The organism is candidate division WOR-3 bacterium, assembly GCA_029858255.1.
Lineage (GTDB): Bacteria > Hydrothermota > Tepidihabitantia > SM23-42 > SM23-42 > SM23-42.
This window is the reverse complement of sequence record JAOUFJ010000004.1, coordinates 1-22,990: the sequence shown is the minus strand read 5'-3', so window position 1 is coordinate 22,990 and position 22,990 is coordinate 1. Positions and strand designations below refer to the sequence as shown.

Annotated in this window: 23 protein-coding genes; 7 read left to right on the top strand and 16 right to left on the bottom strand. The window is 47.4% G+C overall.

The window, feature by feature from the left end:
* From OEV79_03160 to thrS, 8 genes are all read right to left on the bottom strand, one after another.
* Entirely contained in the window at positions 1 to 288 is a 288-nt protein-coding gene (locus tag OEV79_03160) for a cell division protein ZapA (protein ID MDH4210430.1), read from the bottom strand.
* 8 nt (positions 289 to 296) lie between these two features.
* A complete protein-coding gene (locus tag OEV79_03155; GenBank protein MDH4210429.1) occupies positions 297 to 473 on the bottom strand; it encodes a hypothetical protein in 177 nt (58 codons plus the stop codon).
* A 2-nt stretch (positions 474 to 475) separates the two neighbouring features.
* The gene (pheT, locus tag OEV79_03150) at positions 476 to 2,806 is read right to left on the bottom strand and encodes a phenylalanine--tRNA ligase subunit beta (protein MDH4210428.1); all 2,331 of its coding nucleotides are present in this window, start codon (positions 2,804 to 2,806) and stop codon (positions 476 to 478) included.
* 134 nt (positions 2,807 to 2,940) lie between these two features.
* On the bottom strand, positions 2,941 to 3,942 hold the full coding sequence (pheS, locus tag OEV79_03145) for a phenylalanine--tRNA ligase subunit alpha (GenBank protein MDH4210427.1): 1,002 nt from the start codon (positions 3,940 to 3,942) through the stop codon (positions 2,941 to 2,943).
* Positions 3,923 to 4,312, bottom strand: coding sequence for a 50S ribosomal protein L20 (gene rplT, locus OEV79_03140; protein MDH4210426.1), 390 nt, complete (start codon positions 4,310 to 4,312; stop codon positions 3,923 to 3,925). The genes pheS and rplT overlap by 20 nt, the downstream gene beginning before the upstream one ends.
* A gap of 171 nt (positions 4,313 to 4,483) precedes the next feature.
* Positions 4,484 to 4,672, bottom strand: a complete 189-nt coding sequence (gene rpmI / locus OEV79_03135; protein MDH4210425.1) for a 50S ribosomal protein L35 — start codon at positions 4,670 to 4,672, stop codon at positions 4,484 to 4,486.
* 4 nt (positions 4,673 to 4,676) lie between these two features.
* Positions 4,677 to 5,201, bottom strand: a complete 525-nt coding sequence (gene infC, locus OEV79_03130) for a translation initiation factor IF-3 (GenBank protein MDH4210424.1) — start codon at positions 5,199 to 5,201, stop codon at positions 4,677 to 4,679.
* Positions 5,191 to 7,089 carry a threonine--tRNA ligase gene (thrS, locus tag OEV79_03125; protein ID MDH4210423.1) on the bottom strand — a complete coding sequence of 633 codons (1,899 nt, stop codon included), beginning with the start codon at positions 7,087 to 7,089 and terminating at the stop codon, positions 5,191 to 5,193. Before thrS ends, infC begins: the two co-directional genes overlap by 11 nt.
* A gap of 158 nt (positions 7,090 to 7,247) precedes the next feature.
* On the opposite strand from thrS, the gene OEV79_03120 reads away from it, so the two are divergent.
* The 3 genes from OEV79_03120 to cmk are packed head-to-tail and all read left to right on the top strand — an operon-like array spanning position 7,248 to position 9,476.
* Positions 7,248 to 7,649: an EamA family transporter gene (locus tag OEV79_03120; GenBank protein ID MDH4210422.1), complete on the top strand. Its 402-nt coding sequence runs from the start codon at positions 7,248 to 7,250 to the stop codon at positions 7,647 to 7,649.
* Positions 7,646 to 8,797, top strand: a complete 1,152-nt coding sequence (locus OEV79_03115; protein ID MDH4210421.1) for a putative sugar nucleotidyl transferase — start codon at positions 7,646 to 7,648, stop codon at positions 8,795 to 8,797. The genes OEV79_03120 and OEV79_03115 overlap by 4 nt, the downstream gene beginning before the upstream one ends.
* A complete protein-coding gene (cmk, locus tag OEV79_03110) occupies positions 8,772 to 9,476 on the top strand; it encodes a (d)CMP kinase (protein ID MDH4210420.1) in 705 nt (234 codons plus the stop codon). The genes OEV79_03115 and cmk overlap by 26 nt, the downstream gene beginning before the upstream one ends.
* 70 nt (positions 9,477 to 9,546) lie before the next feature.
* Here cmk and miaA read toward each other — a convergent pair whose 3' ends face one another.
* The 3 genes from miaA to OEV79_03095 all read right to left on the bottom strand — a co-directional run bounded on the left by miaA (position 9,547) and on the right by OEV79_03095 (position 11,764).
* The gene (gene miaA, locus OEV79_03105) at positions 9,547 to 10,464 is read right to left on the bottom strand and encodes a tRNA (adenosine(37)-N6)-dimethylallyltransferase MiaA (GenBank protein MDH4210419.1); all 918 of its coding nucleotides are present in this window, start codon (positions 10,462 to 10,464) and stop codon (positions 9,547 to 9,549) included.
* A 107-nt stretch (positions 10,465 to 10,571) separates the two neighbouring features.
* Positions 10,572 to 11,396, bottom strand: coding sequence for a prepilin peptidase (locus OEV79_03100; protein MDH4210418.1), 825 nt, complete (start codon positions 11,394 to 11,396; stop codon positions 10,572 to 10,574).
* The gene (locus OEV79_03095; protein ID MDH4210417.1) at positions 11,345 to 11,764 is read right to left on the bottom strand and encodes a hypothetical protein; all 420 of its coding nucleotides are present in this window, start codon (positions 11,762 to 11,764) and stop codon (positions 11,345 to 11,347) included. Before OEV79_03095 ends, OEV79_03100 begins: the two co-directional genes overlap by 52 nt.
* A 326-nt stretch (positions 11,765 to 12,090) precedes the next feature.
* Here OEV79_03095 and OEV79_03090 point away from each other — a divergent pair, with 326 nt between their 5' ends.
* From OEV79_03090 to OEV79_03075, 4 genes are read left to right on the top strand one after another with little or no spacing between them, the layout of a single operon-like run.
* Complete coding sequence (locus tag OEV79_03090) at positions 12,091 to 13,338, top strand: nodulation protein NfeD (GenBank protein MDH4210416.1); 1,248 nt, start codon at positions 12,091 to 12,093, stop codon at positions 13,336 to 13,338.
* A gap of 23 nt (positions 13,339 to 13,361) precedes the next feature.
* On the top strand, positions 13,362 to 14,078 hold the full coding sequence (locus OEV79_03085) for a hypothetical protein (GenBank protein MDH4210415.1): 717 nt from the start codon (positions 13,362 to 13,364) through the stop codon (positions 14,076 to 14,078).
* Positions 14,075 to 15,802 (top strand): helix-hairpin-helix domain-containing protein, encoded by a 1,728-nt coding sequence (locus OEV79_03080; GenBank protein ID MDH4210414.1) that lies wholly within the window; start codon positions 14,075 to 14,077, stop codon positions 15,800 to 15,802. The genes OEV79_03085 and OEV79_03080 overlap by 4 nt, the downstream gene beginning before the upstream one ends.
* An 11-nt stretch (positions 15,803 to 15,813) precedes the next feature.
* Positions 15,814 to 16,431 (top strand): DedA family protein, encoded by a 618-nt coding sequence (locus OEV79_03075; protein ID MDH4210413.1) that lies wholly within the window; start codon positions 15,814 to 15,816, stop codon positions 16,429 to 16,431.
* A 1-nt stretch (position 16,432) separates the two neighbouring features.
* On the opposite strand, the gene OEV79_03070 is transcribed toward OEV79_03075, so the two are convergent.
* The 5 genes from OEV79_03070 to OEV79_03050 form a co-directional block, all read right to left on the bottom strand.
* Entirely contained in the window at positions 16,433 to 18,952 is a 2,520-nt protein-coding gene (locus tag OEV79_03070) for a UvrD-helicase domain-containing protein (protein ID MDH4210412.1), read from the bottom strand.
* 3 nt (positions 18,953 to 18,955) lie between these two features.
* Positions 18,956 to 19,825, bottom strand: a complete 870-nt coding sequence (locus tag OEV79_03065; GenBank protein MDH4210411.1) for a hypothetical protein — start codon at positions 19,823 to 19,825, stop codon at positions 18,956 to 18,958.
* Between the two features lies 1 nt (position 19,826).
* Positions 19,827 to 20,237 (bottom strand): hypothetical protein, encoded by a 411-nt coding sequence (locus tag OEV79_03060; GenBank protein ID MDH4210410.1) that lies wholly within the window; start codon positions 20,235 to 20,237, stop codon positions 19,827 to 19,829.
* Between the two features lie 108 nt (positions 20,238 to 20,345).
* Entirely contained in the window at positions 20,346 to 20,795 is a 450-nt protein-coding gene (locus tag OEV79_03055) for a hypothetical protein (protein ID MDH4210409.1), read from the bottom strand.
* 12 nt (positions 20,796 to 20,807) lie between these two features.
* Positions 20,808 to 22,990: TonB-dependent receptor (locus tag OEV79_03050; protein ID MDH4210408.1), on the bottom strand; the 2,183-nt coding region annotated here is incomplete at its 5' end.

The window sequence follows — 22,990 nt, the reverse complement described above, 5'->3', positions numbered from 1 at the left end:
TTAAGGAACTGCTTCGTCTATCTTGAGGATAAGAGACCTTATCCTCTCTTCCATACCGGACAACTTCTTGTTCATTTGATTCTCACGTTGAAGATAGTCGTCAACCAAGTTCAGACACGCAAGAACGGCGATTTTTGTTGTCGAAGGCAAGGGAAATTCGCGGTGGATCTCTTTCATCTTGGCATCGACGATCTCGGCGACTTCCTTTATTCGTTCGGTATCCACATCATCGGAAATGACACGATAATCATTTCCAAAGATGTTAACGATAACCTCAGTTTTCTTCAACTCGTCTCCTATATTAACAGATTATCAACCTTCTCTATCAAGCCATCAACCCTTTTTTTAACCTCTTGCTTAGTATTCTGCAAACGACCGTTGTTTTCCTCTAAATCCTCGACTTTCTGCCTCAATTCACGGATCAGGGAAACCAACTTGTCGATTCGTTCTTCAAGCTTAGTCAATTCGTCCAACTCTACTCCTTTGTTCTAAGACTTGCATTGAATGTCTTTAGCGCCTCTTGAGTGATTCTCTTGATGAAGACATCCACTTCTCTATCAGTAAGGGTTCGGTCTGGTGCCCGAAAGTGCAGACGGAATCCTAAGCTTTTTTTCATGGGACCTAAATTTTCCCCTTTATAGTAATCAAAAAGCACAACTCGTTCGAGGATCGGACCTCCGATTCTGGATATTGCATTGATCATATCGGGAACCTGCACTTTGTCATCTGTGACGAAAGATAAATCTCTCGTGTTTGCAGGAAACTTGGGTGGAGGCATGTAGAATGCATCTTCGATCACATCCCACAATGGTTCCATTGTCAGTTCGAAGAAGTAGTATGGTTCCTTGCATAGTTCCGTATCGAGAGAAGCCAAGAAGCCGAGTTCTTTACCCGAGACATGAATCGTGACGCCATGACTGAAACCTTTCCTGGCGGCAGGTTTGAAGTTAATGTCTGAAATATGCAGAATTTCAAACAAACTTTCGACAACGCCCTTAGCATCAAAGTAGTCGAGTCTGTCTTCTTCCTTTTGCCAGAAATCTCGGTTACGGTCGCCACCCAGTATTACGCCCAGCCGGCGTTCTTGATACGGTGGTTTAGTCAAAAGTACATTTCCCCGTTCAAATAACCTGAGGGATATATTCCCTTTAGATAGATTGTAATTAAGAGCATCCAACAACCCGAATAAGAGTGTTGGTCTAAGTGCATCGAACCGCTCGTTGAGCGGATTCTTGATCTTTACAAACTGCCCATAACCGGCATCCGCGAGCAGTTTGGACGACATCAATGAAAGGGTATACGTCTCGTCGAAACCCTGTCCAACCAGATAGTTTCTGATCTTTTCTTCGTAAACACTGGCTCTGCTGATTTGTGCTCGTCCAGCACATCTCGTGGGCTCGGTTTCAGGAATTCGTTCGTAACCGTAAACCCGTGCGATTTCTTCGAATATATCTTCCTCAATATGAATATCACGCCTGTAATGGGGTATCTTCGCGGCAAGGGACGTAGAACCAGAGACCCGAATGTTAATTCTTCCCAAAATTTGTTTAACCTCTTTAGATGTAAGTTCGAGAGAAAGTATTTCGTTCATACGCGGCAGTGAAAAACGCACCGTCTTAGGAATGAATTTTTTGCCCTGGCCGACAAATTCTGCTTCCCTGCAACCTGCATGCCGGGTGAAAAGCTCGCCGGCCATTGATGAAGCCGCATCGACTACTGCAATGTCCCCACCTCGTTCAAATCGTGTTGAAGCATCGGTCATTATACCGAGACGTCGTGCCGTATGCCCAATGCGTTTAGGGTCGAAGTAAGCACTCTCGAGCATTACTCTCTTTGTTGCACGGGATATCTGTGCACGTTTCGCACCGATGACCCCGGCCAGTGCAACCGGCCCATCGCGATCTGCGATGACCAGATCCTCAGCGGAGAGTTTTAGGATCGTGCCGTCGAGGGTCACGAATCTCTCGCCCGGTTTTGCGTTACGGATGAATATACCTCCCCGTAGCAGGTCGGCGTCAAACGGGTGCAGCGGTTGTCCGGTCAGGAGCATTATCAGGTTGGTAATATCCACGATATTATTTATCCCGTTCATACCCATGCAGTGCAGACGCCACTTCAGCCAGAACGGGGATTCGGCCACCCTGACTTCGTCAAAAACACGTCCTGTATACCTGGGGCAGCCGCTCAGATCTTCGATCTTTATCTTGAAAATGCCTGCTTTGTTCTTCTGCACGGGATCATACATTCGGTCTAGTGAACTCAATTTGGAATAGTCTATTCCGAGACTGCCGGATATCTCACGGGCAATACCTTCCAGGGACAGCCAGTCGGGACGGTTGGGTGTTGCGCCAATATCGACGACCAGGTCGTCAAAATATGAAGAGAACGATGCGCCCGGCTTGCCTTTCTCCAGAACAATGACGCCGGTTGACGATTCAGCAAGGCCCAATTCTTGTTCGCTTACCAGTACTCCTTCAGACTTGGCCCCGGCGAATTTCTTTTCGGTGACCAGGGTTTCGTTGAGCTTTGAACCTGCATCGACGACAAGAACGAAATCTCCTTTTTTGATATTCTTCGCCGCGGTTACGATTGTCTTATCGCGCTTGGTTCTGACTTTCAAGATATCCAAATTCTTCTGCCGAGGATGAGGTCTTATAGAAGTAATCTTGCCAATGACGATATCCTGCGGCGCGTAATTGATTCTATCTTCTATTTCAAGTCCGAGATTTAAACAGACCTTCTCCAACCTGACAATATCCAGTTTTGTTCGTAAGAATTCCTCAAGCCATTTGATCGAAAATAGCATTACCGCCTCACTGCCGTTCGGCAATGATTACAGCGATGAACAGATAGATTACAGCGATATCTTATCACCGTAATCTTTTTTTGTGTCTCTGTAATCTTGTTTATTATCTCTGTAATCATGATCAACATAGCCGATTAAAATTGTGCCAAAAACCTTATGTCATTATTGTAGAAAACCCTGATATCATCGATAACGTACTTGATCATTGCCACGCGTTCAACGCCCATACCGAGGGCGTAGCCCGAATACTTCTTCGGAGATATCTTCACGTTCTTTAGAACATTCGGGTGGACCATGCCACACCCGAGGACTTCTAACCATCCGCTGCTTCCGCATACCGAACAACCGGTGCCGCCACAAACCATGCAGCTGACGGCCAATTCACCGGACGGCTCTGTGAACGGAAAGAAGGATGGGCGTATCTGGTATTTTGTCTTCCGGCCAAAGATATATTTTACGAATTCGCTGAGAATCCACTTGAGCTCGCCAAACGAAACACCCTTGTCAACATACAATGCTTCAACCTGATGGAAGACAGGTGAATGGCTGGCATCAAACGCATCATACCTGTAGCAGCGTCCAGGGCAGATTATTTTGACCGGGGGTTTCTGCTTTTCCATGGTCCTTATCTGCACCGGGGATGTGTGACTTCGAAGTAGTAGATCGTCTTTTATGAAGAAACTCGAGAACATATCGCGGGCTGGGTGATCCTTTGCCATGTTCAGGGCTCCGAAATTGTACCAGTCATATTCGATTTCAGGGCCGGTTTCGACCGTGAAGCCATAACTCTTAAAAAATGTTACTATCTCATCAAAAACCTTGGTCAAGGGATGAAGATGGCCGACCGGTGGTATTTTCCCTGGCAGCAGTAATTCAAACTCGCCTTTTGATTTATCCTTGAATTTTTCGAGCCTTGAGTTCAGATCACTTGTTATAGCGTTCTTCAGTTTGTTGATGACTTCACCGTAGGCTTTCTTTTCCTCCGGCGGAAGCTGCGCAAGTTCTTTGAATAGCCTGTTGATCTCGCCCTTTCGTCCGAGGTACTTGATCCTCAATTCCTCCAGCCTTGCAGGATCTTTTGCCTGTTCGAGGGAAAGGCGGATTTCTTTCTCCAAGCTATTCAGTTTTTCCTGCATTTTTTGTCTTGCCTTTTTGTTCCTCGGTCCTGCAGATCTCGATGAGCTTGTCGAACTGCTCAGGGTATTCATAGGCAATACTGGCCAGAGTCTTGCGGTCGAGGTCGATATTATTCTTCTTCAGAATGTGGATAAACTGTGAATATTTCATGCCCTTCGCACGGAGTGCTGCGTTTATTCTGGTTATCCACAATGCACGGAATACGCGTTTTTTCCTCTTCCTTTCGCGATATGCGGAAAGCCAGGCCTTCATCACGGCAATCCGCGCCGTCTTGTAGAGTCGGTGCTTTCCTCCCCAGTAGCCTTTTGCCTGTTTCAGCCACTTTTTTCGCCTTTTGCGCGTCTGGGGGACATTTTTCGTTCTTGGCATGTTCAGACTCCTTTCTTCTTAAATTATAATCATTTCTAATTTTCTGTCAATGTTTTCGCAGAAACGTGCGGTATCGTCTGAATTTGCCCCTGATTAACGAATTATACTCCACCAATAACTAAGTCCCGCGCGGGCGGAACGCTTAGATTTCTGCGTAAACGAAAAACCCCGTTATACCAACGGTTTTGTTCTTTTTAGGTCGGACTTCGAGACCTTTGCAGGCTTGCGAAGTCTTCTTTTTCTTTTTCGCGACTTAGAGGACAGGCCATGTCTCCGGCCTGCTCTACTGCGCATTATTACACCACTTTTCTTGACTTTTAGTCGTTTTGCAGCGCCGCGCTTCGTTTTCTGCTTTGCCATTGGACTATCTCCTCTTTTTCTCGGCCAAGAAAGTCACCATAAAGATATTGTTTTCCTTCCTGGGATCTGCTTCAGGCTTGCCAAGACCCTCCAGGTCCAACTGCATCTTCTGTAGCATCTTCAAGGCCATGTCAGCGTGCAACATTTCCCTTCCTCTCAGCCGCAGTGAAATTTTCACCCGGTCGCCGTCCATTAGAAACTCCTTGACCTTAGCAATTTTCACCTGATAATCATGCTCGCTGATTTTGAGGGAGAATCTCATTCCACGCGCCGTACTTCTGTGTTGATGCTTGCGTGATTCGCGTTCCTGGCGCTTTTTTTCATAAACATAACGGCCAAAATCCATAAGTCGGCAAACTGGAGGCTTGGCATTAGGCGCAACTTCCACCAGATCCAGTTCCTTTGTGCGCGCCATGCGCATTGCTTCCTTGATGTTGAATTCACCGAGCATTGCTCCATCTTCATCCACGATTTTTACCATTTGTGCCCTGATTTCGCGGTTTACCTTTGGCAGATGCTTAATTTTCACCTCCTTGTTCTGATTTCAACAACCCAAAAAATTTCTTCAATGTCATCTGTCCCAAATTTCCTTCCTTGTGTTTTCTCACTGACACGTTTTTATCGACCACCTCGCGTTGTCCTAATATAAGCATATAAGGAACCTTGTTGACCTCGACTTCTCTGATTCGGTAATTGATCTTCTCCGATTTGCTGTTCAGTTCAGCGCGCAGTCCTTGCTTCCGGCATTTCTTCAGTATCTGTTCAGCGTACCGGTTTTCTTTATCCGTTATTGGCATCACAACAACCTGCACCGGTGCCAGCCATAACGGGAACGATCCTGCATAGTGTTCAATGAGACAGCCGATGAATCGTTCCAGTGATCCATATATTGCGCGGTGTATGACCACGACCTGCTTATGCTGGCCATCCTTGTCCATATACTCAATATTGAAACGACCGGGGAGATTGAAGTCAAATTGCACTGTCGTCGCTTGCCACTGTCTGCCGAGGGCATCCACCAGCTTTATGTCGATCTTGGGTCCGTAGAAAACTGCTTCGCCTTCCATGCGTTCGTATTCAAATCCGACTCTCGCGAGGGCGGCCATCAATCCCTTTTCCGCTCTTTCCCAGTCTTCGTCAGTGCCCAGGTACTTTGCTTTTTCATTTGGGTCGCGGACAGATAGATCAACGCGAAAATCATAGAAACCAAATCGGTTCATGAATTTCCTGGCCAATTCGAGCACTTTTACGAGTTCGTCCTCGATCTGTTCTGGTTGACAGAATATGTGGGCATCGTCGATGGTCAACCCACGTACCCGCAGCAAGCCGTGAAGGGTACCTGAGAGTTCATTACGGTAGACCGTGCCGAGTTCTGCATATTTCAACGGTAGTTCTCGGTAACTGCGCACTCTGGATTTGTAGATCAGAATATGGCCGGGGCAGTTCATTGGTCTGAGAACATACTCCTCATTTTCCACCGGCAGCAAATACATATTATCTCTATAGAAATCATAGTGACCGGACTGGTGCCATAAGTGACCACGCGCGATGTGGGGCGTTGAATTGATTTGATACCCAGCATCAAGGTGTTCTTTCATCCAGTATTCCTCAATGATGCGTCTGAGCGTTGCGCCTTTTGGATGCCAGTAGACCAGACCCGCACCGGCTTCCTCGAATATCGAGAACAATTCAAGCTCGACGCCCAATTTACGGTGGTCGCGCTTCTTTGCCTCTTCGATTTTCTTAAGGTAATCGTCTAACTCTTCTGCCTCAGGGAACGCAATTCCGTATATACGCGAGAGCATCGGCTGATTGACATCTCCCCGCCAGTAAGCCCCTGCAAGATTAAGCAGTTTGAAGTTTTTGATGTATCCCGTACTTGGTACATGGGGCCCGCGGCAAAGGTCAACAAAATCTCCGTTCTGATAAAGGCTTATTTCAACGTCCTCAATATCTTCGATCAACTGAACCTTATATGATTCACTTTTCTTCTCGAAGAGGTCGATCGCAGCTCGTCTCTTCATGTTTAGCCGCTGAAACGGGATATCCTGCTCGACGAGCTGCTTCATTCTATTTTCAATCCTTGCAAGGTCATCCGGTGAAAAAGGGTTTTTGGGGTCGAAATCATAGTAGAAACCCTGATCAATTGCCGGTCCTATGGCCAGTTTTGCATCAGGAAAGAGTTGTTTGGCGGCCATTGCCATCACGTGGGATGAGGAATGCCAGTATATCCTCTTGCCTTCATCGCTCGAGAAATCAATTAGTTCGATCATGCAATCCTCCGTGATTTCGGTGTTTAAATCACGCAAGACACCATTCACGCGTGACGCAAAGTGTTGTCTGGTCTGTGTCAGGTCAGAAATTCGTTTTCCGTCTTCCATTTCGATGACCTCGTTATTTATCGTAACTTTTATCATACTGCAATTATAGGTTGATTTTCAAATTTGTCAAGATAAACGCCTGGCTGGGGAAGCGAAAAATGTGGCATAATACCTTCAATTTCGTGCATTTGCTGTTGCAGAACGGATCTTTTCTGCCGTCTTGACTTCATCATGCTATTCAACTATAATGCTCGGTGGACCATGTAAAGTATGCATTTATCGCGTTGATCGGCTGGGGTTTTTGGGCGATCGGGAGCAAGCTGTTAACGCGCTATTTCAATACATTGAGCACCACTTTCTGGATTTCCTTTTGGTCTATAGTGTTCTTGACCCTTGTCATACTTTTTCGCAAGAATCTCATATTCAATAAATACGTCTTCTATTCGATCCCGGTTGGGATCATCTCGCTTGTTGCGATAATATCCTTTTACAAAGCGCTGAAAATTGGGCCATCATCCGTGGTGTTGCCGTTGACCAATCTTTATGTTATCCTGCCCGTCCTCTTCGGATTCATTGTTCTGAGAGAACCCGTAACACTTGTCAGAATTGCCGGTATTGTTATGGCGATCCTCGCAGCCGTTTTGCTGAGCCTATGAGAGTAATAATATACGAAGAAAATCAAGAGGAATTCTATCCTTTAAGTAATCTCGTCCCTCAATTCAATTTACGCGTTGGCGCCAGGACGATCGCAGAGCATAATGCTTTTTTCTTCAGACGCCACAAATTGAGTTTTGCCTGTCGTGAACGGTTTGGTGTGGAACCGGTAAGATCCACCGAGCCGACGCTTTATCTTTCGGGTCGCCTGTTGTTGAATGCCGGGGTCGGATTGCCGCGGACGGATACGAAATTAAAAGTGGATTCGGCAACCGTTGGTTTTTTTAAGAAGACACCACCACTTCCTTGTACACTCGATGAAATCAGGGATGCACTTGCTACGATCAAGGATTCAAAGAATATCAATGGAATGGTTGTGAAGAAGGTTTGGGACCTTATCGGATTGAACCATACAATGCTTGTGAAACACTACACGGCGGCGCGCAGAAAAGGCAGCATGATCAGGAACGCGTACGTGAGGGGGAAAAATATCCACGTGGCAAGGGGTGCCCGTATCCATAAGTTGGTATTTCTGGATGCTACTGATGGTCCGATCTATATTGATGACGATGCCGAGTTGCGTCCTTTCTCAAGCATAGTAGGGCCTTCCTATATTGGAGCAGGTTCGATAATCGATCGGGCGAAGGTTGTGGGGTCAAGCATAGGTCCGCATTGTCGGATCGGCGGGGAAGTCGAGAATTGCATATTCCAGGGGTACTCGAACAAACACCACGACGGTTTTATCGGACACTCATTCATTGGTGAATGGGTGAATCTAGGTGCTCTCACAACTAATTCTGACCTGAAGAATAATTATGGTCCGGTGCGAGTTCAGATCGGGAGCGAGGATCATGAAACCGGCATGATCAAGCTCGGGTGTTTCATCGGTGATCACAGCAAGCTTGGAATCGGAACCCTGATCCCCACCGGTGCGGTGATCGGTAGTTTCGTGAATTTTGCAGGCGGCGGCATGATGGATAGGTACGTACGGGATTTTCAGTGGATTGTGGGCAGCGAGAAAGAGGATTACGATCTTGAAAAGGCATTACGAACGGCGCAGATTGTTATGAAGCGCAGAAAAGTAAATCTATCACGACAATACGGAGAGATGATCCGCATTCTCCATGGCGAGATTTGTCGTAGCAATTGACGGCGGGGCAGGTTCTGGCAAGAGCACCACGGCAAAAGGCGTTGCCAGGCGCCTGAGTTTTTTCTACATCGACACCGGGGCGATGTACCGTGCTTTCACCCTCAAGTATCTACGCAGCAGCCAGTCACGTGACAAGAAAATCGATTTGGAATTGATCAGACAGTTATTGACAAACACGTCGGTTGACCTGCGCAGGGAAAACAGTGAAATGAAGGTCTACCTCGATAACGAAGATGTATCCCTTGCGATCAGAACTCCCGAGGTCAGTGATTTTGTATCCCAGGTTTCGGCAATATCAGAGGTGCGCGAATGGATGGTGGCAAGGCAGAGAGAGGTTGCCGAAGGTAAGAATGTCGTCTGTGAGGGCCGTGACATTGGTACTATTGTGTTCCCGGATGCTCAGGTGAAGATTTTCATGGTGGCAGATGTGGGGGTGAGAGCAGCGCGGAGGCTAAAAGAATTGGGTGAGAAAAACATGGATGCTGATGAGCATGAGGTGATGGAAAACATAAAATTCCGTGACAAGTTCGATTCCGAGAGGGAACACTCACCTCTGAGAAGAGCCAAGGATGCGATAGTCGTAGATACCACGGACCTCACCATCGAGGAGGAAATAGAGAAAGTGAAAGCTGTTGTTGAAAAACGCCTGACCACTTCAGCCCCCGGCAACTCCAAATAGTTAATATCTTTCCTGGATCGAATTTAATTGCATCTGACAACAAAATCTTGCCGGATGACCGGATTGTCTGCTAAATCGTTTTTGATTTTTTGAGAGATCTCAGAATGCTGTCGGTTAATCCAGGATTGTCGGCTTCATGCCAGACCATCCCGGGTATTTTGTTGAACCATGTAATCTGGCGTTTTGCGTAGTTACGTGTCCTGCGCTTCGCTTTTTCCGCCGCTTCGTCAAGACCCGTCTCTCCCTGCAGATACGCGACGATTTCCTTGTAGCCAATTGTCCTCAGTGCACTCGACCGGGGATCGAGTCCTTTCTTAAGAAGCGATTCGGTTTCCTTGACCAACCCCAGATTGAGCATCTGTTCAAAACGGGCGTTGATGCGTGAATATAGAACGTCACGTTGCAGGCGCAGACCTATGTAATAAGGTAGAAATTTCGCGCCTCTCACTCTTGTGCTCATCATTTTTGACAGCGGCTTGCCCGCGATCTCATAAACTTCGAGACCTCTCATGATCCGCTGTTTGTCCCGGGGCTTGATTCTTTCTGCCCAGGCCGGGTCAATGCGCTGCAATTTCTTATACATATGGTCGAGTCCATGTTTCTTCAGCATTTCACGTAGCCTGTCTTTGGTCTCTGTATTTGAGTGCGGAAGCTCGGCAAGAGGATGAAATAGAGCCCGGATATACAATCCGGTGCCGCCGCACAGAATAGGCATCTTGTCTCTTTTGAGGATCTCTTGGATTTTCTTCTCCGCATCGCGCGCAAACTGGCCGCAAGAGTAATCTTCGTCCGGTTCGATGAAGTCGACCAAATGGAACCGGATCTTCCTTCTTTGCGCCACGGTCGGTTTGGCGGTGCCGATATTCAGGTGTTTGTAGATCTGTCTCGAATCTGCCGAAACTATCTCGCCCGAAATCCGTTCGGCTATCAGCATGGCAATACCTGTCTTGCCGACAGCGGTCGGGCCTACAATGGTCGGGATATTCATAACACAGAAACTCGTATTCGTGTATCGTGGGTCGTGCTCGTACTAAACACAGAAGATCATGTTTATGTGAAAAATCGACTCACGAATCACGAGTACGAAAAACGAAATCACAGGTAAATGCCGAGGAGGACAAAGAGCTTGTAAATATACGGTTCAAAAACAACCACTGCAATACCACCCAAACTGAGAAAAGGCCCGAAAGGAATGGGACTTTCCCGGTTCTGATGGGTCGAAGCGATATACAAAATGCCCAGGGTCGCGCCGACCAGCGCACCGATGAATATTGCCGGCAAGATAAACGGAAATCCTACGAAGGCACCGATCATTGCAGTCAGGTAAACGTCACCCAGCCCCATTACCTCTTTCTTATACACCTTGCCGCCAATGACCCTGATGAAAAGTATCATCCCACCACCGAATAGCATTCCGAACAGGCCGGCCAAGAAATTTCCGTTGACGGCCTGGAATAGTATCCCCAGGAAAATACCGGGTATAGAGATTAGATCGGGGATCACCTGGAAAGAGAAATCAATGAAGGTGATGACGGTCAGACCACAGAAGAAATACACGATGAGAAAAAAGTTGTAGCCGAATCCATAACGGCTCAGCGTGTAGACGAAAAGCAATCCAGTAATGGCTTCGACTATGGGATAGCGCAGCGATATCCGGCTGTGGCAGTTGGAGCATTTTCCTCTTAGCATGAGAAAGCTGATGATAGGGATGTTTTCATACCAGCGTATCGCCTTCCGGCACTTGGGGCAGAAGGAGTGGGGAGCGATTATTGATATTTGTCTTGGCAACCGGTATATCAGCACGTTCAGGAAACTACCGATCGCTGAACCGAAAACAAAAGCGAAGAGGTAATAGACGAAATGCAATTCTACGCCCAATCCTTCTTTGAGGCAAAGTATTCGGAATATGAATTCAGACATTGACTGAAGTCGCTTAAGCAATCGGTCATTATTTCCATGAGCGCGGGCTTCGCGCAATTAGCTATCTTGGGCATTGTTATTGCCGCCTTTTTCAATCCGGGAACGATCGAGGTCGATATCAAATTTTGCTCCGCCAGGCTGATAAAAACATCGGCTGGATTTAGGGGTTCGCGGAAGTCATTTTCGATAATGATGTCGTTGCCTATGGCGATAATGGATTTTGTCAAACTCTGAAAAAGGTAGACGCCACGGTCGAATTTCGCACCGTCAGAAGGGTCGAGTGCATTCGGGTTGTTTATGATGGATTTAACCTCAATGATGTTCTTCTTCATGTTCTCTTTGAGTATTTGAAAGCTATGTGTGTCCATGTGGAATTATATGTAGTACGACTTCCAAGTCAAGAGAATATGCTTGTTGTGTGGATTGTACATAAAAAAAGAAGGGGGATTGCTCCCCCTTCTAATAAACCACTATCTCTTCTTCTTTTTCTTTGTTGTCTTTTTCTTGGTTACTTTCTTCTTCTTCTTTTTCTTCGTAACCTTCTTCTTAGCTTTCTTTTTTGCAGGCATTCTTACCTCCTTTTGTGCGATTATAATCATTATTTAATTTTTGTCAAGACCTAAGTTGATGTGTAGCATTGCATTCTGCGTCAGTTAAGCTATTGACTTGACTTTGGATATGGTTATTCTCTTCTATGTTTATTTTGCTTTCATTGTTGTTTAGCGTAAATGATGTTCTGATTGCCGATTTGGACGGAGTAATAAGCCCAGCGAGTAGTTCTTATCTTGTACGAGTGGTCGATATCGCGGAACGTGAAGGGGCTGCCTGTCTGATTTTCAAAATCGACACACCTGGAGGCCTTGATGTTTCAATGCGCGAAATCACAAAAAAGATTCTCAACGCAAAAATCCCTATTGTAGTGTATGTTGCCCCCAAGGGCGCACGTGCCGCGTCTGCAGGTGTGTTCATATTGTACGCAAGCCATGTGGCCGCGATGGCTCCCGGCACTAATGTTGGCGCTGCACATCCGGTGAGTATGGGCGGGGAGCAGATGGATAGTGTGATGACTGAGAAGGTAACCAACGATGCTGTCGCGTATTTGAAGGCTTTAGCCAAAGAAAGAGGCAGAAACGAGGAATGGGCTGAAGAGTCGGTGAGGGAAAGTGCATCTGTAGATGCTGAGACCGCAGTTCAGTTGGGTGTGAGCGATATCATAGCTGAAGATGAGAATGAACTTGTCGGCAAGCTTGATGGCAGAAAGATCGTAATTGGTGAAGAGGAAATTGTGCTCAAAACAATTGGCCGACCGCTGAGGGAAGTGAGAATGACACTTCGTGAGCGTCTTTTGTTATTGCTCACCAATCCGAATATTGCCTATGTCTTGCTGTTATTGGGAATATACGGGCTGTTCTTCGAATTACAGAATCCGGGCATGATATTTCCTGGGGTGGTCGGAGGTATATGTTTGATACTGGGGTTCTATTCACTGCATGTATTGCCGGTCAACTATGCAGGCCTTGCTTTGATAATTCTTTCGGCGGTTCTTTTCATCCTGGAGATATATGTTACTTCACAGGGACTTTTGACGATCGGCGGTATTGTTGCTTTAGTCTTTGGTTCCTTGATCCTTTTCGAGAGTGACGTTCCTTATTTGCGTGTTTCATGGGAGGTTATTATGTATGCTGTGGTAATCGTCGCGGGTTTTGTCATTTTCATTCTGGCCCTCGGTGTAAGAGCACAATTCAGAAAACGTGCAACAGGCAGCGACGGAATGGTGGGTGAGATCGGAACTGCAAAGACCGATGTCAAAAACGACGGGGGGACGGTTTATGTTCACGGAGAGTTCTGGAACGCAGCCAGTGACAAATTGATAAAGAGCGGACAGAAGGTACGCGTCATGGGTGTTGAAGGCATGACCCTTAAGGTAGAAGTCACAGATTAGATAAAGAACAACAGACCTTTTCGTTGAAGATATTACTGCTTGTAGGGTTCTTCGAATCATTTCTATTTCCAAGAAGTATTTTGCACGAAGGCAATTTTAACCCAGCGCAACTGCATGAGAGAAGATTTGAATTAATGGCCGGCAGTGAGGTAAGGTATGAACTCGCCGAACTCCGGACATATTATCTGCATTCGCAGGTCAATAGTTTCAGTGTGAGATTCGCCAGCTTTGGCGGTGAACTGTACCGGGAGAATTTTCTGGAATTGGGATTTGGATTTCCGCTCGGTGAGCAATTCTCCGCCGGATTCAACATCGCAGGATTGAACAGCTGGGTTAGAGATGTCAGTAATGAGTTCGCTTATGCGATAAAGGTAGGCGGCCAGTTCGAATCCGCGCCACTGGTGGTAGGCGTCTGGGTGAACAACGTTAATGTACCGAGAGTTTCCTCTATCGATTATACGCCAGTAAGTTATTCTCTGCGTTTAGATTATCTCGCGCGCGGTAATCTTGATTTCTGTTTCTCGGTACTCGGCGTAGAGACGGAATTACCTTTTTACAAATTTGGGGTCATCTTTATTCCCCACGAGATCACATTGTTGAGCCTGGGGATCAACACCAAACCGATCACGATCGAGTATGGACTGAAGGTAACATTCGGAAGTATGTATGTATTCTATTCAGGAAACCGCCATCAGCAGCTCGGCTTAACCCACAATGTGGGATTGGGTTTCGCGCGATGATGTTCCTTGTCCTCTTTGTCTTTACCATCACGGAGGATATTCTGTTCAAGACCGAGCAGGATATAGATTTTGAAATAATATTGAAGGACCTCGAATATCTGCGTAATAACCCCGTGGATGTGAACACGGCCGGTTTCGAGCAGTTCGCGAAGATTCCTTTTCTTTCATCGAACGATATAATAAAGATTATCGAATACCGGGATAAGCGCGGGTTATTCGAGTCGGTCGACGAGCTGGCTGAGGCAAACTTGATAGGTGCTGACCTGCTCCAGATGATCAGACCGTTCCTCACTGTCGGTGAGAAGAAGTATATGAGAAAGATGCTCAATGCCAGGCTTCGTGCGCGGACAGCCCTTCCTGGTGAAGAACAATCCCTGCAATACTATTCGAGAACAACCGGTCAGTTGGGTGATTACAGTGTACATGCGGTCACCGAACGGGATCCATACGAGGACGACCTTCTTGACCATTATGCGGTCGGCCTGCTCATCGATGAAGGTAAACGAAAATTCGCATTGGGGAAATATAATCTTGACCTGGGCGCGGGTGCTGTACTCTCGTCGGTCGGTTCTTTTTTCCGGGGGATTGACTTCAGGATGATGCTGAACGAACGGGGTCTGATTCCTTACACCTCCGCGCTTGAGAATGGCGGGTTTTTTGGTGCCGCTCTTAGTGATTCCCTTGTCCTCAATTACACCATTTTCTACTCAAATCAAAAACTCGACGGTATTATCGATTCGTTGGGATTCGCGCGTTCGCTCGATCAGTCCGGGGAACATACGGATTCTTTATCGTTGAGCCGCAAGGACCGGATTAACGAAGAGATATTCGGATACGACATACGCTATCGAAAAGCAGATGTGCTGATCGCCAACCGTTCCTATGTATGCACCTATGAACCTTCTTTTGCGGCATCCGATTCGGTGATCAAATTCCACGGTTCAAATTTCTTCCTGACGAGTATGGAGTTCAGGCATTACAGCGAGTCATTTGTTTTTTTCAGCGAAGTCAGTCGCTCCTGGAAGAATCATATTGGAGGCCTTTTCGGTTTTAGCGCTGTTTTTCCTTATATAGATTTTAACCTCGCTGGCAGGTACTTCCCTCAAGGCTTCTATTCACCGAAGGGTGTTGAAGCCGAGGCGAACCACGCCGCCGGCACTCTGGACATCATGCATCGGTCGAGTATCATTGATGCCGGTATTAGCCTGACACTCGACAACAGGCTGGATGAGGACACAACAAAGCATGACCTGAAACTGAGCTTCGGGAAGAAACTCGGAAACCTTGATGCCCGGGTAAATTTCAGGAGGAGATACAGGGCAGAAGATGTTGATTTGTCAGGTTCTGAAGTGTTGCTGCGCCTGAAGGTTACAAGATTCCTGTTCTTTGATCTGCGATTCGAAGAGAAATCATTATATGAAGAAGAAACGGAAAGAGGAATATTCTTCGCACTTGAGTTGGGCTTGGATTTGAAGCGATTTGACGCAAGGGCCAGGTACGGAATCTTTGACACCGATACATACGCGGCACGCATATATGCGTATGAGATCGATCTGCAGGGCGTAGTAAATAATCGCATGTTATATGGTGAAGGAGAGTACTGGTTCGTTTACTTATCGCTGCGTCCGTTGCAGAAGCTCAAGTTGAGCATGAAGTATTCTAACGTGAGCCGTGATGCCATTTCTAACAGACAAATAGGTGGGCAAATTGACCTCATCCTATAACCCCAAAAAACATGTTTGAATGGATTAACAGGCAAGGTTTGTTCCTTATTTATCTATTCTTGTTTCTCAATGCAATGTTTGAGAGTGTCTTTCCGCCCTACCCTTCAGATGCCTTTGTTCTCGTCTTCTCGTTCCTTGCAGGACGTGGATATTACGATCCCTATCTCGTGTATTCGTTGACCGTTGTGGGGAGTATCGTTGGCATCATGTTGATCTATCATATGGGTATGAAATACGGCGATGGCCTGTTGTTATTCATTTCCCGGGGTTTCCTGCGCCGGATCTTCCCGGTGCGCCTCGTCGACCGGGCACGGAAAAAATTCCGTGAAAGAGGGGATCTGATATTGCTTCTTAACAGATTCATCCCCGGTATGCGTGCGCCGATTGGCTTCGTAGCCGGCATGTCCGGGATCAAGCGGAGTAAATTCTTCATCTACAGCGCGATCAGCGTGATTGTATGGAATGCTTTTTTGATCACGGTGGGTTTCTATGTCGGCGCATCATGGGATGAGGCGTCCCTTTTCTTGAGAAATTATAGTGTGATTGCCGCCTTGATATTGGTCATGGGTTTGATCGTCCTTGCGTTAATATACTATAAAAAACACTCCCGGTACCGTAAAGGTTTATAGATCAGATATCGGTCTTGAACATATCGACCAGAAAGCGGGATGGTTTTTGGTAACGGCCATGACGCCACTTTGGGTATAACAAGTAGAGTCTCTTCTGGGCCCGTGTCAATGCGACATAACACAATCTTCGCTCCTCGTCGACTTCTTTCTGAGAGGACGTCTTCCTGGTGAGCGGGAAGATGTCCTCGACCAGATCGACCACAAACACCACCGGGAATTCGAGACCTTTTGCGCTGTGGACAGTCATCACCTTGACGATGTCTTTGTTCCATCCGGCCAGGTCAAGTTCTTGCACGAGTCGGACCTGGTTCAAGAAACTATTCAGGCCGCGAGATTCCAAACCCATGGCCAGGGTCTGAAGTTCTTCTACTTCGGCGCTGCAGAGTCCGGTTAATTCACTTATATCATCTATCAATTTCTTCGGTTCGAGCATCATCAAATTTGCCAGATGGTATTCATATACTCCTTGCGCCCGGCCCGCGTTTCGCTTGGGTATCTTTAGAAGGTTGTTCACCCGAGCGGCAATATTGCCGGGTTTTTCTTTCTGCAAATAACACTCTTTCAGGACTTCGAGGTAATCGATTATAGGCTTCACTTCACTGTGTTCGTAAAGTGATGACCCACTGATCAAGGCGTGTGGTATACGGGCTCGGGCCATTGCACCTTGATAGACTCGCGCGAGCTGGTTCATCCGGCACAGAATGACGATATCTCGGTAACTGAGATTTTCATTTTTGAGTTTCTTTATTTCTTTCACCACATACCCGGCTTCGTCTTCTTCGGATTTTGCGGCGTACACGAACACGTCACTCTTTTCACCGGCCGGTATGACGGTCGCTCTGCGGTGCATGAGGCTACTTGCGATATCGATGATACCCTGGGCGAGGCGGAAACTCTGATTTAGCTGGAATGTCTTAACCTCTGGATAATCCTTTGGCACGCGGTACATCAGTTCCTTCTGGCCACCACGCCAGCCGTAAATCGCCTGGTCTCCGTCGCCGGTGAAGAATATATTTTGATTATAGATCAGACCGATCAACTTGTATTGTGCTGGATTTATGTCTTGCAGCTCATCGACGAAGATGTGGTCGAACATGTTCTGGTAGTCTTGTCTGATGTCCGCGTTTTCTTCGAGCAATTTGATTGAAAAAAGGATCAAATCATCGTAATCGAGTATATTGTTCTCTTTCGTGTAGGTTTCATATTTCTTGTATACCTCAGAGCATGTGTCTTCCCATTTGCTCTTGGGTTCGAAATCTTGGGCGGTGACACCTCTTGCTTTCAGCATCTCAATGAATCTCAATACCGCGTTGATACGGAATTTTCCGACATCGATCCCTATTTCCTGGGTTATACTCTTTGCATCTTTGATCACAAAATCAGGATCAAGGTCTAAACGCTCGGCATCACGGCGGAGGATACGAAACCCTAATGTATGCAGCGTACCCAGCCATAGATCGTGGGTTTGGAGCCGGCTCGTTTTCTCTAATCGTTCGCGTATGTCACTTGCTGCCTTGTTGGTGAACGTGCAGATCAGTATTCGGGAAATCGGCATTCCTTGACTGAGCAGTGTAACGACCGCTTGGGTGAGAATTGTGGTCTTTCCGCAACCCGCTTGGCCGTGCACGAGCACCGCACCGGGCAAAGACTCAAGGACTTCTTGTTGCGCGGGCGTAAGCCTTATCTCCGCGGTCTTCTTTATCTGCACACGCACCTTCTCGCCCCTTATACCTTCATCCATTTGGGTGATTCTGTCCTGAATTTCTGCTATGCTGGGGCGGGACAGGGGGTCGGTTGTGAGCGCCGACAGGATTATCTTTTCGATCTGCTCGGGAATGTTATGCCTCAAAACCGCAGGTGAGGTAAATCTGGCTTTCTCGATCTTTCTCTTAAGCCCGTCCAGGTTGTCATCAAGAAAAGGCGGTGCTCCGGTCAGCATTTCATAGAGGATCACGCATAAACTCCATATGTCAGATTTCTCGCTGTAGCTTCCCGCCCAGGATTCGGGTGCCATGTAGATCGGGGTGCCAGCGGTCGACGCGGATATCGAATCTGCACGTATGAATTTCGCCAGGCCAAAATCGGTGATCTTTATTGACTCACCCTTTTTCTTCGAAATTAGTATGTTCTCGGGTTTGAGATCCCGGTGAAGGACTCTGCAGCCGTGCGCATAGGCCAGAGCGTCAGCTAGCTGGACAAGTATAGAGATCGATTTCCTGATATCGATACCGCCTTCGGTAATGATATCGCGTAGATTGTTTCCTTCAACGTACTCCATTACCAGCACGAACTTATTTTCGATAAAGTCGATATTGTAGAAACGCACTATGTTCGGGTGGTTCAGGGAAGCCAGAAGTACTGCCTCATCCTTCAGCATGGCGATTTCTTCGCGCCGCATACGGGATATTTTCAGCGCGAAGTCTTTGCCGATGATCGTATCGCGTGCGAGAAAGACATCGCCGAATCTGCCTCCCCCAAGCCATTCTATGATTTCATATTTACCGAGTTTTTTCAGCAGCACAGACTATCTGGGAAAGACTGAAAGATGTATTACATGACCGTCACTAAAGAATCCTTGTCCCGCTACTCTCTTGTCTCTTAGGGAAAAATGATGAGTGTCTTTTGAGAATGTTTTTTTATTGACCGAATTGAAGATATCATCGAGGAAGGCATGGGTATCGACCTGTCCGCCGGATGTTTTGCGGTGTTCGATGGCGTCGAGCGCATAACTGCGCGCCAGCTTCCGCTCAAACTTACGGTAGGTAGCATAGTTCAAGAACATATCGCAACCCAGTATCTTTCTTCCTGCAACACCGACGAAACCGATCGTTTCAGGAGCCAGGCTTTCGAAATCTTCGAGATAGCGCGTGACTTCATCTTCAAGGTTATTGTATATATCGTGCATCGAGGAAGTTGTTGATAGCGTTCTGGTAACGGTAAGCTTGCGCTCGATTTCATTCCAGATCTTTTTCTGCAAACCGTTTCCCTCCTTGCCGCGCCGCGAGAGAATAGCACGGATTGTAGGGTACGAGCAGTATCCTGTTTGAAACGAACCGATATCTTCCCACCTACCTTCTTCGGCGCAAATCACCGGAATTTCGCTCGTCGCCCGGGCGGTCACCAGGGTCGAGTCAGCCACGATACGGTTCTGCAGGGAACCGATTATTTCCTCGCCATCCAGCATGAGCAGCGGGGCGTCCCCGTGATTGAAAAATGAAATCCGGTTGATGTCGGGTGGATCTAGTTCGCCGAACTCACCTTTTGCAGTTCTCAGAATATCTTCAAGCGAGGCGATCTCTATCCCGTTCCCCGAGGAGCCAGAAATCGGATGGATCAAAAGGTTCCTAAGAAACACGGGATCGGCGATCTCAATGTCTTTGAACAATTCCTTCATATCAGGACTCACGCCAAAGGTAGAATCTTCTGATGTCAGACCAAACCGTATAATCTATCCAGCGTGAACTGCCGGCACGGATTCTTGCGTAATAATTGGTTCTGCTCGTTCCGTAGTAGTTCAGCGGTACGAAAACTGCTGGCACGCTGATCTGGAACATGGTGGCGGTACTGAAAGACGATGTTGTGTCAGTCTGGATTTGAAATATTTCGGAACCGACCGGTATTGTCCAGTCGAACAACACGGCTCCCCCGCAAATAACTGTGTCAGCCAGCGGTTTTATGATCTCGGGGGGATTTGGAGGGGGCGTTTTTTGTTCTTGCGGATTGTATTCTTCAGGATTCGTGCAGGAGACGCTTCCCATAACTACAGCAACAAAAATCAGAGCGCGTGCCGGCAGAAAAAGTGACATTCGATTGGACATATCCACTATATATTACACGCAATAGTACTATTTGCAATAGGCAATATCCATTGCTGAGTTCGTTCTTTACGCTGAATATGAGCACTCAGGAGCAAATTATGGATCAGGTCGCAGGTAGAATCTTCGAACCTCGGACCAGTCGGTATAATTGGTCCATCGCGTACTGCCAGCTCGCATTCTTGCGTAGTAAGTGGCTCTATCTGCATAACGGTATAACTGGACATAAGTGGGCGGATATGAAAATTGAAGTAACTCGGCTGTTTCAAAAGACAAAATACTATCGACCTGGAGTTGGTATACTTCTGTACCGCCGACTGTGTTCCAGTCAAAAAAGACGCTCTGAAAAGCCGATGTACTACAGAGATTCGTATCCGCTATCGGGAAAAGTATAGTCGGTGGACTCGGTGGCGGGTCCAGTGGCTGGTTCGGATCGTATTCATCGGGATCCTTGCAGCCGACAACCGTAAGGAAGAAAACGATTGTAAGGATCGTACCGTGCGTTATGATGCTCTTAAGGCGCGCACAGGTATCTCTTGCGAAAGACATAACGCCTCCTGTTTAAAAACTAACCTGTAGGGCAATTCTTGCCCGGCGCGGTGGTGAGTAGGCATTTACCCAGTCATCCGTAGCATTATAAGCGGCAGTGTAAGCATCGTACTCCTCAGAGGGGGTCACGAGGCCGTCGTGGTTGGCGTCAGCTGCTGGACTGTAGTAACGATGCTCAAAAGTGTAGTAATGATAGAAGTCCCAGCGTTGTTTTTCTTCTATGAGCGGTGCATGGGGTGCGACCAGGTACCTTTCATCAAGCAGGTTCAGTACCTCAACACTTAGATTGAAGGTGATGCTGGCCAGGCTAATGGATTTGGATAATACGCAATCGATCTGCTTCTGAGATGGGAGCCTCAAAACGCCGCGCTCCTCATATTTTCCTTCCGGGCCGGGCGGCACATAGGGAAAGCCATCGCCAAAATAGCCGAATAGATAGAACTGGGAATCAAAAGGAAGTCGGATCAAACCCTGGATGAAGATCCTGTTTCGCTGGTCAAAATCAAGGAAGTATTCGGTGGTTGGTTTCGGGATGGCTGGGTCAAGATACTCCCCTGCATATGAGCTCGTGCCCCGCGTCCATGAAAGCGTGTAAGAGATCTTACCCGAGAATATCGAATTTACGAATTCCATGATCGTCTCGATACCCTTGATGTTGGCATAGTCCATGTTATCATACCGGTCGTAATCGTAAGGCAGTGCTTCAACATGGCGCGTACCGATGAGATTTGTCACGTCCTTATAGAAAGTATTGATCGTAGCACTTAAGTTCTCCCGAACCTCTCCCTGTAGGCCGATCTCGTAACTGGTGGTTTGCTCGACCTGGAGATTCGGATTGCCGACAACCGGCCATTCATCGGGCCGGGACAGAACGTACAGCGGGAGTGGCAGGATGTTATAATAATCGTACATCTGGTTGTATAGCGGAGGCTGGGCATACCTGCCTATGTTGGCGCGGAAGAGGAATTTGTCGGTGACGAGAAAGGAGACGCCGAGACGCGGTGATATCGCAGTGTTCGCCTTGACGCCTTCGATATCATTTGAAAAATAGTCGTAGCGACAACCCAGTTTTACGTAGATGCCCTCATAGTCTAAATTATCCTGGACATAGACAGAGTACTCCGTTGGGTTATATTGATACTCGTCAAACACCGGGTTGATCGAGTCGCTCGTGAAGTAAGTGAGATTGTACAGATCGTGATAAACATATTCACCTCCGGCTCTTAGTTCGTGATTCTTATGAATCTGAACGTTAGTGCGCAGTGTCGCCCGGTATATTTCTGAGGATTTATCCTGATATCGGGGATAATCGCCTTCACTGTATGGCTTGCGTATGTATACTCCGAACGGGTTCATGATCCCGATCCATGGATACTCATAAGTCTGGTAATCACGGAAAGTGTAGTCATCTAACAAGTCGTACGGCCCGGGTTCGCGTACGCCGTATGTCTTTGCAGTGAACAATCGGCTCAGGGTAAGATCGAAAAGCCGGCGTGAATCAGGCAGGAAATTTACGTTGATTGTCTGGAGATCGCCGCTCATCAAGTCTGAGCGGTAATGATGTAAACGGAATTTCCACAGCGTTGCGTACCGGTCGAACTGGCTTCTCGATTTCGCGCCGCTGATGCCGAATCTGATTTTTCCTGATGGCGCATACAACCACTTCCCGTATACTGAATAATCCTGGCGCTGCTTGTGTGACAGCAGATTAAGGCGCGGGTCCCAGTCGTCGGTTACCATCGCACCAAAAGACAAAAATCCCTTGAATCTTGGTGAAACCGGTAAATGAACCGAGGATTGGACGTTTTGGTACCCGAAATCGTAGTCCTCGGGCATAACTTTTTCGGTCTTACCGTATCCTCCTATTTTCAGTTCGCCGGCCGGGTAGGCTGTGATCATATTTATGATGCCGGACATGGCTCGACCGTATTCAGCATCGAAACCGCCGGGGAGGAATATGATCTCGTCGACCACACCCTTGGAAAGGGTTATTGCCGCATCGCCGGTCTGGGGATCGATGATCGAGACGTTATCGATCATGTACTGCACCTCGGTCGCCCGGCCACCGCGCACATGAAGCGCCGTGTCGGTTCGGGCAACCGCCGCCTGGAATGCAACCAGCTCGATCGTATAATCGACCGGCAAATAAGGGAGTTCGGTCTTGCGAATGAGATAAGTGGTGCCGACCATGTCTT